Origin of the sequence: Plantactinospora sp. WMMB334 (assembly GCF_049179095.1) — a bacterium.
Taxonomy (GTDB): domain Bacteria; phylum Actinomycetota; class Actinomycetes; order Mycobacteriales; family Micromonosporaceae; genus Plantactinospora.
This window is the reverse complement of sequence record NZ_JBMHME010000002.1, coordinates 7803062-7816002: the sequence shown is the minus strand read 5'-3', so window position 1 is coordinate 7816002 and position 12941 is coordinate 7803062. Positions and strand designations below refer to the sequence as shown.

The window sequence follows — 12941 nt, the reverse complement described above, 5'->3', positions numbered from 1 at the left end:
TGGCCCGGAAACCGCCGTCGTCGCCGCACTCGTCGGGCGGCGGGTTCCGCACTAGCCTGCCAGGCATGCCGGATCTTCTCGACGACCTGCGGGGCGCGCTCGGCGAATCCGCGGTGCTGACCGATCCCGACCTGCTCCGTGCCCACCAGCGCGACGAGGCCGATCTCTGCCCGGCAGGGGTGCCCGCCGCGCTGGTCCGGCCCCGGAGCACGGCCGAGGTGGTCGCCGTGATCCGGGCGGCCGCCGCGCACGGTGCGCCGGTGGTGCCGCAGGGGTCCAGAACCGGGCTGGCCGGTGCCGCCAACGCGGTCGACGGGGCGGTGCTGCTCTCCACCGTGGCGATGGACGAGATCCGCGAGATCGACCCGGTGAACCGGATCGCGGTGGTCCAGCCGGGCGTGGTCAACGCCGCCCTGGCCGGTGCCGTCGCCAGGCACGGCCTGCGCTATCCGCCCGACCCCGGCTCCTGGGAGTCGTCCACCATCGGCGGCAACGTGGCGACGAACGCGGGCGGGATGTGCTGTGTCAAGTACGGCGTCACCACCGAGTACGTCCTCGGCCTGGAGGTGGTGCTGGCCGACGGCGAGGTGCTGCGCACCGGACGCCGTACCGCCAAGGGGGTCGCCGGATACGACCTGACCCGGCTCTTCGTCGGCTCGGAGGGGACCCTCGGGGTGATCACCGAGGTCACCGTCTCGCTGCGGCCCGCCGCCGAGGAGTCGCTGACCCTGGTCGCGGTCTTCCCCTCCACCGCCACCGCCGGCCGGGCGGTGGCCGGGATCTCCGCCCGGGGCCTCACGCCGAGCCTGCTGGAGCTGCTGGACCGGACGCATCTCGGCGCGATCGAGGCGTACCGGCCGATGGGGTTGCGGACCGATGCGGAGGCGCTGCTGCTGGCCGCCGCCGACACCGGTGGCCGGGCCGCCGCCGACCTCGCGCGACTCGCCGAGGTCTGCACGGCGAGCGGCGCCGACGAGGTCTTCGCGGCCACCGACGCGGAGGAGGCCGCCGCGCTGCTCCAGGCCCGCCGGTCGGCGCATCCGGCGATGGAACGGTTCGCCGCCGAGAGCTTCCCCGGCGGCAACGGCGGTCTGGTCATCGACGACGTCGCCGTACCCCGGGACGCGCTGGCGGCGCTGCTGGACGGGGTGGCCCGGATCTCCGCCGAACACGACGTGCCGATCGGCGTGGTCGGGCACGCCGGTGACGGCAACATGCATCCGAACATCGTCGTCGACCGGTCCGACCCGGCAAGCCTGGAACGCGGCCGGCGCGCCTTCGACGCCATCATGGAGCTCGGTCTCTCGCTCGGCGGCACCTGCACCGGTGAGCACGGCGTCGGCCTGCTGAAACGGGACTGGCTGGCCCGGGAGATCGGGCCGGTGGGTCTGCGGGTACAGCGGGCGATCAAGGACGCGCTCGACCCGACCGGCCTGCTCAACCCCGGCAAGGTGCTCTGATCGGCGGGTCGGCCCGACACTCCCACCCCGGCCCGACACCTTCACCCCGACCCGGGTCAGCCCGGCAGTTCCACCTCGTCCAGGCCGGCGTCCCGGCCACGGTCGGCGGCGAGGCCCCGCACGTCCGGCGCGCCCATCCGGGCCGCGTCCGCCGTGGCGTCGTCCGGCATCCGCTGCGACTGCCGTTCCGCCCGCACCCGGGCGAGATAGTGCTCGACCTCGCGGGCCCGGACCGGGGCGTCCCAACCGAGCACCCGGCCCATGATCTCGGCTGCCTGCTCGACCGACTCCGCCCCCCGGTGCGGTGTCTCGAACGAGATCCGGGTACGCCGGGTCAGCACGTCGTCGAGGTGCAGCGCTCCCTCGGCCCGGGCCGCGTATGCCACCTCGGCGGCGAGGTATTCCGGTGCCCCGGCCAGCGGGGTGCCGAGCAGCGGTTCGGCGTCGATCATGTCCAGCAGGTGGGTGGTGAGGTTTCCGTACCGCTCCAGCAGGTGCTCCACCACCCCGCCCGGTACGCCGTGCCGGCGGGCCAGGTCGGCCCGGTCCCGCCACAGCGCCGGGTACCCGTCGGCGCCGATCAGCGGCAGGTCGGCGGTGCGTGACGGGCGTACCCCGCCGAGCCGCCGGGCGGCCCGGTCGACGACATCGGCGGCCATCACCCGGTAGGTGGTGTATTTCCCGCCCGCCACCAGCAACAGCCCGAGCATCGGCTCGTAGACCGCGTGCTCCCGGGAGAGTTTCGAGGTGGAGTCCGCCTCGCCGGTCAGCAGCGGGCGCAGCCCGGCGTAGACGCCCTCGATGTCGGCGGTGGTCAGCGGCCGGTCCAGCACGGTGTTGACCTGGTCGAGCAGGTAGTCGATGTCCCGGGCCGAGGCCGCCGGGTGTGCCCGGTCGAGCCGCCAGTCGGTGTCGGTGGTACCGATGATCCAGTGCCCGCCCCACGGGATCACGAAGAGCACCGAGGTGGGCGTACGCAGGATCAGCCCTGCCTCACCGGTGATCGCCGAGCGGGGCACCACCAGGTGCACACCCTTGGATGCGCGTACCCGCAGCCCGCGCCGGACCCCGACGTCGCCGAGCAGCTCGGACATGTCGTCGCTCCACACGCCGGTGGCGGCGATCACGGTGCGGGCGCGTACCTCGAACTCGGCGTCCGGTGAGCCGGGCGGCGCCTCCATGTCCCGGACCCGCACCCCGGTGACCTCCCGGGCCTGCCGGGTCAGGCCGACGACGCGGGCGCTGGTCACCATCGCCGCGCCCAGGCTGGCCGCCGTGCGGGCCAGCGTCACCACCAGGCGGGCGTCGTCGACCTGGCCGTCGTAGTAGCGGATCGCCCCGGCGATCGCGTCGGCGCGCAGGCTCGGGAAGGTGCGGCGGGCGCCCTCCCGGGTGAGGTGCCGGTGCAGCGGCATCCCCCGCCCGCCGCCGAGGATCCCGGCGAAGGCGTCGTAGGCCGCGACGCCGGTGCCGTAGTAGGTGCGCCGCCAGGCCCGGCCGGGCAGGCTGCGCGGGCCGTGTTTGGCGGGCAGCGGCACCAGGATCGGCACCGGGCGCACCAGGTGCGGGGCGAGCCGGGTGGCGAGCAGGCCACGCTCGATCAGCGCCTCGTGCACCAGCCCGAACTCCAGCTGCTCCAGGTAGCGCAGTCCGCCGTGGATCAACTTGCTGGACCGGCTGGACGTGCCGGAGGCGAAGTCGCGCGCCTCCACCAGGGCCACCTTGAGCCCCCGGGAGGCGGCGTCGAGCGCGGCACCGGCACCGGTCACCCCACCCCCGATGACGAGTACGTCGAACCGCTCGCTCCGGAGCCGTCGCAGGTCGGTGGCGCGGCGGGACGGGGAGAGCCGGCTGGCCGTGTTGCGGGAAAGGCTGGGGTCACGCACCCGTCCACGGTAGCCGCAGCGGCGAGCCGGACAAGTTCCCCCGGGGCGAGCCGCACACGCTCGCCGGGCGAAGCCGGACACACGCTCCCGCGGCCGACCCGTCGCCGACACGGTCGTCGTCCGGGCCGACACCGTACTGTTCGATGATGCCGGACCATCCGCCCCCGCCGCCCGCCGGGCCGACCCCGCCCGACGGACCGACCCCGCCCGACGGACCGACCCCGCCCCCCGCCCAGCCGTGGCCGGGTTCCGCCCACCGGCCGTGGCCGGGTTCCCGCCAGCCGTGGCCGCACCCCGTCCACCAGCCGTGGTCGGCCGGGGCGAGCCGGCCGGCGCAGGCTCCCGGGGCCGGTGTCTGGCCGGTGGTCGCCGCCGTGCTGATCGGCTGCTGGGCGGTCGGGGCGACCGTCGGCGGCCAGAGCATCGTCTGGGTCGCCGAGCAGGTCGTGCTCGTCGCCGGCCTGGACCGGCCGGCCTGGCTCTGGCCGGCGACCGCCGTCGGAAACGCGCTGCTCGTCGGCGTGCCGGCCGCGCTGCTCGCCACGCTTCCCCGCTCCGCGGCGGTACGCACCGCCGGCCGCGCCTGGTTGCTCGGCGCGCTCGCGCTCGGCGTGCTGGGGCTGCTCCGGGCGGTGCCGCCCGCCCTGCCGGAGGTCTACCTGGCCGGGTTGGCCGGTACCGCCGGAGTGGCCGCCCTGCTGATCGGGCGCCGCCGCGACCGGCGGGAGCAGCTCCGCGCCGAGCCGGCCGCGATCGGCCTGGCCGTGGCCGGCGGGCTCGTCCTGCTGCTGCCCTGGGCCTGGCTGGGTGCCCTGGGCGGGGTGCTGGAGACGGTGTGCGGGCTGCTCGCCTCGGCCGCCGTGGGCTGGCTGGCCGCCGCCATCCTCGATGGACGGTTCTGGGCCGGTTACGAGCGTTCGGCCGGGCGCCGCGACGCGGGAGCCGGCGTCCGGCCGCCGGTCGGCGGGGCGCGGCTGGTGCTGGTCGGCGGCCTGGTGGCCGGGGTGACGCTGGCGCTGGTAGCCGGTGGGCTCGGCCAGTCCGGCGCACAACTCTGCGCGCTGCTCGTGCTTCCGCCCGCCGGGTTCGCGATCGCCGCCCTGCGGGTTCCCTCCCGGCCCCGACCGCCGGCCGAAGCCGGCCCGGCGCGGGCCGCGCTCCCGCCCGTCGGATCCGCGCCCGTCGGCTGGCTGGTCGGTATCGCCGCCGTCGGGCCGCTGACCCTGGTCGACCCGGAAGAGATCACACTGCTGCTCTCCGGTGCCCGGGACATCCCGTTCTGGGCCGCTGTCGCCGCCGCCGGCTCGCTCGCCGTCGCGCTGCTGCTCGCTCTCGGGTACGGCATCGGCCTCGGCCGCGCCGGCACAGCGGCACCGCGACGCCCGGTCGCCGCCGGCCTGGCCGGCGTGCTGCTGCTCGTCACCGGGATGGTCCACGTCGGGCTCGGCGCGCCCGGCTGGCACGGCGAACGGCTCTTCGTCGTGCTGAAGGACCGGGCGGACCTGACCGGGGTGGCCACCGGGCAGACCGGCCCGGCGGGCCGGGCCGCCCGGGGCCGCGAGGTCTACCGCCGGCTGGTCTCCACCGCCGAACGCTCCCAGGCGGATCTGCGCCGCGAACTGGACCGGCTGCACCTCGACCACACGCCGTACTACCTGGTCAACGCCGTGGAGGTGGACGGCGGAGCGGCGGTGCGGGCCTGGCTCTCCCGCCGGGCGGACGTCGACCGGGTCCTGGTCGGTCAGCGGCTGCGGCCACTGCCGGCGAGCGGATCACCGAGGCGGGGCGACGAGCCGGCGCCGGCCGTGCCGACCTGGAACCTCGGCATCATCGGTGCGGACCGGGTCTGGTCGCAGCTCGGCGTCGACGGTTCCGGCATCCTGGTCGGCGGTTCGGACTCGGGCGCGGACGGCCGCCACCCGGCCCTCTCCGCCGGGTTCCGGGGCGGCGACGATTCCTGGTACGACCCCTGGAACGGCTCCCGCCTCCCCACCGACCTGGGCGGGCACGGCACGCACACCCTCGCCACCGCCGTCGGTGGGCAGCGGGTCGGCGTGGCGCCGGGCGCCGAGTGGGTCGGCTGCGTGAACCTCGACCGGAACCTGGGCAACCCGGCACGCTACCTGGACTGCCTCCAGTTCATGCTGGCTCCGTTCCCGCCCGGCGCCGACCCGTTCACCGCCGGGCGTCCGGAGCGGGCGCCCCAGGTGCTGACCAACTCGTGGGGCTGCCCGGCGATCGAGGGCTGCGCCCTGGAGACGCTCCGGCCGGCGACCGAGGCGTTCGCGGCGGCCGGGGCCTTCTTCGTCGCCGCCGCCGGCAACACCGGCCCGTTCTGCGGCTCGGTCGACGACCCGCCCGCACCGTATCCGGAGGTCTTCACGGTCGGCGCCGTGGACCGGCAGCGGCAGGTCGGCCTCTTCTCCAGCCGTGGCCCGACACCCGGCGGTCTGGGCAAACCCGACCTGGTCGCGCCCGGCGTCGAGATCCTGTCGGCACTGCCCGGCGGTGGCTACGGCACGCTGACCGGCACCTCGATGGCGGCGCCGCATCTGGCCGGGGTGGTCGCGCTGATGTGGTCGGCGAATCCGGCACTGGTCGGCGACCTGCCGGCCACCCGACGCATCCTGCTCGACACCGCCACATCCGCCGAGCCGACGTACCGGTCACGGCAGAGCGCCGACACCTGCGGCGCGGAGCGCAACATCACCGGCGCCGGCCTGGTCGACGCGTACGCCGCGGTCCAGGCCGCCCAGCGGCTCGCCGAGACCGTCCGGTGAGCCGCTGGGCGGCCTGCTGACCGCGGGCCGGCCACATGACCGCGCGCCGGCCGGTGACCGCGGGCCGGCCGGTGACCGGGGTACGTCGGGGCGGCGGGCTCGGTTATCGTCGGCGACCATGAACGCCGAGTCCGTCCCCGCCGGGCCCTCCGCTGCCGGGCTCACCCTCGCCGAACTGACCGGTGACCGGATCCCCGCCGTCGTGCGGCTCTGCCGGACGGCGCTGGACCTGCCGGACGACTCGGCCGAGGCGGCACAGATCGTGGCCCGGCTCCGGGACGACTCTCCGCTGCCCGGTGCCGCCGGACCGCGCCGTACCGTCGGGGTCGTCGCGGAGCGGGACGGCGCGCTCGCCGGGGTCGCGCTCGGCTCGATGGCGGACCTCGACCCGGACCCTGCCGTCGGCCACCTCGACCTGGTCGCGGTCCACCCCGACCTGCGGCGTCGGGGCATCGGCCGGGCGCTGGTGTCGCGGCTGGAACAGGCGCTCGCCCGGCTCGGCGCTACACAGGTACGGATCGCCGGCAACCCACCGCACTATGCCTGGCCGGGGATCGACGTCCGGTACACCCCGGCCGTCTGCACCGCCCTGGCCCTCGGCTACGCCCCGGACGGCACCGCCTGGAACATGACGGCCGACCTTTCCGCCGGGTCCTCGCCGGCGCTGCGCTCCACCGAAGCCGCCGAGCGGCGGCTGGCGGAGCAGGGCGTCACGGTACGCCGGGCGGAGCCGGCCGACGTGGCGATGCTCACCCGGTTCGCCCGGTCGACGTTCGGCGGCAGTTGGGACGCCGAGCTGCTGCACTCGATCGGCAGGGAGGGCGCCGGCTGCCACCTTGCCGTGCGTACGGCCACTGCCGACGGCACACCGGAGTTGCTCGGCTTCGCCGCGTACGGCTCGTCCCGGCCGAGCTGGTTCGGGCCGATGGGCACCGCGCCGGCCGCGCAGGGCATGGGGATCGGCGGTGTGCTGCTCCGTCGGTGCCTGCGCGACCAGCGGGCGGCCGGACACCTGCGGGCCGAGATCGGCTGGGTCGGCCCGGTGCCGTTCTACGCGGCCAGCGCGGATGCGCGGATCGAGCGGGTGTTCTTCCTCTACCGCAAGCAGCTCTAGCGCACATCGCAAGCAGTTCTGGCGCTGGGTCGGCGCTGCGGCTGCGACAGTCCCGCGTAGCGACGCCGGCCGGGCATGGCGGTGACCCCGTGCACCAGGGTGCTGGCGGCGACCACGAGGGTCCCGACCGCCCAGAGGTTCGGGTCACGCACGCCCTCCTCGTGGCTGTAGCTCAGGTAGAACAGGGCCGAGACGCCGATCGGCCCGAACCAGCCGAGGAAGAGCGTGTCCCGCCAGGGGAGACGCAGGGCCGGGTGCAGCGCCAGCGCCACCGGCAGCCGGCGCAGCAGCAGCACCGCCGCCGGGAACGCCAGCGCGGCCCAGCCGAGGTCCAGCCACCCCCGCCACGGCAACTCCGCGCCGAGCAGGAAGAACAGTGGCAGTACGAGGTAGCGGGTGAGCGAGTCGTCGAGCCTCTGCTGGGACACCCGGGAACGGCTGTCGATGACGGCGTTGTAGGCCAGACCGGCGACGAAGACCGCGAGAATCCCGTCCGTGTACGCCAGCCTGCCCACGCCCAGGACCGCGACGGCGAGTACCAGGGCGAAGATCAGCAGTGACCCACTGTCCACCTCCTCGCGGCTCATCGCCCCGCGGACCGCCCGCCCGGCGACGTAGCCGGCAACCAGACCGATCAGTGCCGCCCCGAAAACCCCCCAGAGCACCTCCGCGAGCCGCTGGCTCCAGCTTCCGCCGGTCGTCGCGGCCAGGGCGACGACCACGAACGTGAACGCCAGTCCGTCGTTGCCGCCGGACTCGGCGCTGATCACCTGCCGCAGACGCGCGGGCAACTGCCGCGCGGCCGGGCCGCCGGAGACCACGCTGGCGGCGAGCACCGGATCGGTCGGGGTCAGGCACGCGCCGAGCAGTGCGGCGAGCGCCACCGGTAACCCGAGCAGCCACCAGGCGAGCCCTGCGGTGAGTACCGCCATGCCGAGCATGCCGGCGGTCAGCAGCACGGTCACCGGGCGCAGCACCGAGCGGTATCCCGCGACGGGAAAGCGCAGCGCCACCGCCATCAGCGAGATGGCGAGCAGCACCCGACCGATCTCCAGCGTGAGTCCGGTGACGGCCGGGTCCGGGATGTCGACCAGATTGGTCACCGGGCCGGCGAGTACGCCGAGGAGCAGCGCCAGCAACGGTTCGCTGACGGGCGCCCGGCGAATTCCGGCGGACCAGAAGGCCAGGAGCACGGCGAGCGAGCCCACCAGGGCGAAGCTGGTCATCAGGAGCATGGACGGCGCGCTACCCACACGTCCGTCGCCCTACACGCGCGACCGTGGACGCCGAACCGCGCGTGGGAAGTGACTGCACCGGGGTCGGTGAAACGCCGGGCCCCGGGTGGCGCTACCGGGTCACCGCAGTCGGCGTGACCGTGGTCTGCCGAGCCTGGCCGTCCCGCAGATAGCTCAGTGGTACCCGATCGCCCGGCTCGACGCCGCGCAGCGCCCCGAGGAACTCCTCCAGGGTGCCGATCCTCTCACCGGCGAGGTCGGTGACGATGTCCCCCGGACGCAGCCCGGCACGGTCCGCCGGTGCGCTGGCCTCGACATCGCGGACCAGCACCCCTCGGTCGGTGCCGGCCCTCAGCGAACGGGCGATCTCCGGGGTGAGCCGGGCGACCGCGACTCCCAGGTAGGGCTGGGTCACCTTGCCGTCGTCGAGCAGGTCGTCAGCGACGTCGATGGCGGTGGCGGCGGGGATGGCGAACCCGATCGAGACCGCCCCGGTCGACGGCGGCAGGTAGGCGTCGTTGATGCCGACGACCCGCCCCTGGATGTCGGCCAGCGCACCTCCGGAGTTGCCCGGGGAGATCGCGGCGTCGGTCTGGATCAGATCCACCATCGCTGCGCTGGACTGGCCGGCCGAGCCGGGGATCTCCCGCCCGACTCCGGAGACCACGCCGGAGGTGACGCTGTTCAGGAAGCCGAGCGGGCTGCCGAGCGCGAGTACCGGTTCCCCGGGGGCCGGCAGGTCGGTGCGGAACGGTGCCGGTGGAAGGTCGGTACGGTCCGCCCGCAGCACCGCGAGGTCGGTCACCGCGTCGGCGGCGACGACCTTGGCGGCCACCCGGTCACCGCTGGCCAACGCCAACTCGACCTCCGGCCGGTCCCCGACCACGTGCTCGTTGGTCAGCACCAGGCCGCCGGCTCGGAACACCACGCCGGAGCCGAGGGACTGGCCGGACCGCACCGTGACGACCGAGGGTTGCAGGCGGGCGACCACCGCCGGCAATCCCGATGCCGGTACGGCACCGGCCGGCTGCGGTGGGGCTCCGCTCCCCTGTGCCGTGGCCGGGGCGCCTCCCGCCCCGGCCGGCGCGTCTCCCGGCTGCTGCTCGGTGCAGCCGGCGAGACCGGCCGCCAGCAGCACGGCTACGAACGGGGGCAGGAGGCGGCTGGTGGGCACGAGGCGCTCCTTCCGGCCAGCGGGGCGCTGCCGGTCCGCCGGCGCACCTGGCGGGTGGTGGTCGACCGCACCGACGGCGGCGCGGCCGGAGGCTCAGACCGGCCTCCGATTCCTCCGCTCTACCCCCGCGCTCTCCGGTGAAACGCCGGCTGGGAATCGGGCGGCGACGGGCACCGGCGGACGCCGGTGCGGACGCCGCCACCGGACATCCGAGCCGTTGCCGACATGCGAGCGGCAGCCGGACAAGAGGAAGGAGCAGCCGGACGCAGCCGGACAAGAGGAAGGGGGCGGACCGCTGACGCGGCCCGCCCCCTTCGACGTGGAGCGTGGACTCAGAAGTCCATGTCCCCGCCGCCCGGCGCAGCCGGGGCGGCCGGGGTCTTCTCCGGCTTGTCCGCCACCACAGCCTCGGTGGTCAGGAACAGGGCCGCGATCGACGATGCGTTCTGCAGCGCCGACCGGGTCACCTTGGCCGGGTCGATGATGCCGGCCTGGAGCAGGTCGACGTACTCACCGTTGGCCGCGTTGAGGCCGTGCCCGGCGTCCAGGTTGCGGACCTTCTCGACCACGACGCCGCCCTCGAGGCCGGCGTTGACGGCGATCTGCCGCAGCGGGGCGTCCAGCGCGATCTTGACGATCTGCGCACCGGTCGCCTCGTCGCCGGCCAGGTCCAGCTTGTCGAAGGCGGTCTTGCCGGCCTGCACCAGCGCGACGCCACCACCCGGGACGATGCCCTCCTCGACGGCGGCCTTCGCGTTGCGCACCGCGTCCTCGATGCGGTGCTTGCGCTCCTTCAGCTCGACCTCGGTGGCCGCGCCGACCTTGATCACCGCAACACCGCCGGCCAGCTTGGCCAGGCGCTCCTGCAGCTTCTCGCGGTCGTAGTCGGAGTCGCTCTTCTCGATCTCGGCGCGGATCTGGTTCACCCGGCCGTTGATCTGGTCGGCGTCGCCGGCACCGTCGACGATGGTGGTCTCGTCCTTGGTCACCACGACCTTGCGGGCCCGGCCCAGCATGTCGAGGCCGACGGCGTCCAGCTTGAGGCCGACCTCCTCGCTGATCGGCTGGCCGCCGGTCAGGATGGCGATGTCGCCCAGCATGGCCTTGCGGCGGTCACCAAAGCCGGGAGCCTTGACGGCGACCGACTTGAAGGTGCCCCGAACCTTGTTGACCACCAGGGTCGCCAGGGCCTCGCCCTCGACGTCCTCGGCGATGATGGCCAGCGGCTTACCCGACTGCATGACCTTCTCGAGGATCGGCAGCAGGTCCTTGACCGTCGAGATCTTGCTGTTGACGATCAGGATGTACGGGTCGTCGAGCACGGCCTCCATCCGGTCGGGGTCGGTCATGAAGTACCCCGAGATGTAGCCCTTGTCGAAGCGCATGCCCTCGGTCAGCTCCAGCTCGAGCCCGAAGGTGTTGCTCTCCTCGACGGTGATGACGCCTTCCTTGCCGACCTTGTCCATCGCCTCGGCGATGATCTCGCCGACGCTGGTGTCCCCAGCCGAGATGGAGGCGGTGGAGGCGATCTGCTCCTTGGTCTCGACGTCCTTGGCGAGCTTGCTCAGCTCCTCCGAGACGTTCGCGACCGCGGCCTCGATGCCCCGCTTCAGGGCCATCGGGTTCGCGCCGGCCGCGACGTTGCGCAGGCCCTCGCGGACCAGCGCCTGGGCGAGGACGGTCGCCGTCGTCGTGCCGTCACCGGCGACGTCGTCGGTCTTCTTGGCGACCTCCTTGACCAGCTCCGCGCCGATCTTCTCGTACGGGTCCTCGAGTTCGATCTCCTTGGCGATGCTCACACCATCGTTGGTGATGGTCGGAGCGCCCCACTTCTTCTCGAGTACGACGTTGCGGCCCTTCGGGCCGAGCGTCACCTTCACGGCGTCGGCGAGGGTGTTCATGCCCCGCTCAAGGCCGCGGCGCGCCTCCTCGTCGAACGCGATCATCTTGGCCATACGGCGTTGTCCTCCTGGACACTCGCGGCCACCGGGAACCTTGCCGGCCCCGGACGTGCCGCCTGATTACGCACCTTCGGACGTCACTACGGCACTGGCGGACGGGGTCGCCGGCACCGAGGCGCCCGCTCGACTCCGTCGCGCTGTGCGACAGTGACGTCCGTCGGCCGGGCCGGACAGCCCGCGACGACCGGCCATGTGCCGCGCACCTGCTTGCGCAGGTCCACGACCGTGGCCCTACCGCCCCGACCTTTGGCACTCACGATGTGCGAGTGCCAAACACTTGTTTAGCACTCTCCCCTGCCGAGTGCAAGCGGCTGGGCCAGTAGAGCCGGGTCAGCTCGGGCAATTCGTGGCCGCCCGGAGCGCACGTCACGGCCCCGCCGACCCTCCATCAGGCGCGAAGGGCGGGCCGGCAGGGCGGGCCGGCAGGGCGGGCCGGCAGGGCGGGCCGGCAGGGCGGGCCGGCAGGGCGGGCCGGCAGGGCGGGCCGGGCGTCAGCGACGGACGGAGTGAGAGAGGGCGGGCGCCACGTTCCTGGCGTGGCAGCGCCGCGCACGCGACCGTCCGCACGCATGCCCCATCCGCGCTCGCCGCATGGCGGTCCGCACAGCTCGGACAAAGGACACCCCAAGCGGACGGAAAGCTCGGGATCCGGAAATCAGGGATCGAATTCCTCTGCCCCGGGAAGAGCCGGCCACACGGCCCTTCCCGGACGCGCGGCCAAACCGGATCCGACGGGCGTCGTACCGGCGGCCTGCGCCCGGGGTGGGCCTAACGTCCGGGTGACTGAAGAGAGGAGAGGTCCGTGAGAGCTACGGGCGCTGGCCCGGCAACTCAGGCGATGACCCGGACCTTTTCCGCCTGTGGACCCTTCTGGCCCTGGGCGATCTCGAACTCGACGCGCTGACCGTCGTCAAGCGCCTTGTAGCCGTCCATCTCGATGGCGGAGAAGTGGACGAAGACGTCCTGCCCGCCATCGACGGCAATGAAGCCGTAACCCTTTTCGCTGTTGAACCACTTCACGGTGCCCTGCGCCACGGTGCACTTCCTTACTTCGGTCGCGTCGGAGCTGCCCGAGCTCCGGCGACGACATAGCCTGCCGAGGCCGCCGACTCGTTTTCCCCTAATGGATCATGTGATGATCGGATCCCACGAATCGAGCGGCCGAACCCGCACCGTACACCAAGGTCGGGTCGCAGCGCACTAGTCCAAAACGGTCACCGAGCGGGCAACCGGGCGATCGCTTTCCACCCTCTCACCTATTGGCGACCGTCGTTGCCCAGGTCACCGGCTATGCGCAGAAACCTGCAGGGCTCCGTTACCCGCCGAAACTG

At 73.8% G+C, this 12941-nt stretch carries 8 protein-coding genes; 3 read left to right on the top strand and 5 right to left on the bottom strand.

Annotated elements, in window-relative coordinates; genetic code table 11:
- Positions 1-65 precede the first annotated feature (65 nt).
- Positions 66-1460 carry an FAD-binding oxidoreductase gene (locus ACN27G_RS33905; RefSeq protein ID WP_421496712.1) on the top strand — a complete coding sequence of 465 codons (1395 nt, stop codon included), beginning with the start codon at positions 66-68 and terminating at the stop codon, positions 1458-1460.
- 56 nt (positions 1461-1516) lie between these two features.
- On the opposite strand, the gene ACN27G_RS33900 is transcribed toward ACN27G_RS33905, so the two are convergent.
- Positions 1517-3346 carry a glycerol-3-phosphate dehydrogenase/oxidase gene (locus tag ACN27G_RS33900; protein ID WP_421496711.1) on the bottom strand — a complete coding sequence of 610 codons (1830 nt, stop codon included), beginning with the start codon at positions 3344-3346 and terminating at the stop codon, positions 1517-1519.
- 146 nt (positions 3347-3492) lie between these two features.
- Here ACN27G_RS33900 and ACN27G_RS33895 point away from each other — a divergent pair, with 146 nt between their 5' ends.
- Positions 3493-6126 (top strand): S8 family serine peptidase, encoded by a 2634-nt coding sequence (locus ACN27G_RS33895; protein WP_421496710.1) that lies wholly within the window; start codon positions 3493-3495, stop codon positions 6124-6126.
- A gap of 118 nt (positions 6127-6244) precedes the next feature.
- Positions 6245-7240: a GNAT family N-acetyltransferase gene (locus tag ACN27G_RS33890; RefSeq protein ID WP_421496709.1), complete on the top strand. Its 996-nt coding sequence runs from the start codon at positions 6245-6247 to the stop codon at positions 7238-7240.
- Here ACN27G_RS33890 and ACN27G_RS33885 read toward each other — a convergent pair.
- The 4 genes from ACN27G_RS33885 to ACN27G_RS33870 form a co-directional block, all read right to left on the bottom strand.
- Positions 7237-8475, bottom strand: coding sequence for a cation:proton antiporter (locus ACN27G_RS33885; RefSeq protein WP_421496708.1), 1239 nt, complete (start codon positions 8473-8475; stop codon positions 7237-7239). The two genes, ACN27G_RS33890 and ACN27G_RS33885, sit on opposite strands and share 4 nt — an antisense overlap.
- A 112-nt stretch (positions 8476-8587) precedes the next feature.
- Complete coding sequence (locus ACN27G_RS33880) at positions 8588-9649, bottom strand: S1C family serine protease (protein WP_421496707.1); 1062 nt, start codon at positions 9647-9649, stop codon at positions 8588-8590.
- Between the two features lie 332 nt (positions 9650-9981).
- Positions 9982-11604 (bottom strand): chaperonin GroEL, encoded by a 1623-nt coding sequence (groL, locus tag ACN27G_RS33875; protein WP_107257537.1) that lies wholly within the window; start codon positions 11602-11604, stop codon positions 9982-9984.
- Positions 11605-12441: 837 nt separating this feature from the next.
- Positions 12442-12645, bottom strand: coding sequence for a cold-shock protein (locus ACN27G_RS33870; protein WP_033342363.1), 204 nt, complete (start codon positions 12643-12645; stop codon positions 12442-12444).
- Positions 12646-12941: the final 296 nt, after the last annotated feature.

What these genes read in the sequence shown, in the direction of transcription:
- ACN27G_RS33885 (WP_421496708.1), bottom strand. Translation starts at nt 8,475, where the DNA reads ATGCTCCTGATGACCAGCTTCGCCCTGGTGGGCTCGCTCGCCGTGCTC.
- ACN27G_RS33905 (WP_421496712.1), top strand. Translation starts at nt 66, where the DNA reads ATGCCGGATCTTCTCGACGACCTGCGGGGCGCGCTCGGCGAATCCGCG.
- ACN27G_RS33895 (WP_421496710.1), top strand. Translation starts at nt 3,493, where the DNA reads ATGCCGGACCATCCGCCCCCGCCGCCCGCCGGGCCGACCCCGCCCGAC.
- groL (WP_107257537.1), bottom strand. Translation starts at nt 11,604, where the DNA reads ATGGCCAAGATGATCGCGTTCGACGAGGAGGCGCGCCGCGGCCTTGAG.
- ACN27G_RS33890 (WP_421496709.1), top strand. Translation starts at nt 6,245, where the DNA reads ATGAACGCCGAGTCCGTCCCCGCCGGGCCCTCCGCTGCCGGGCTCACC.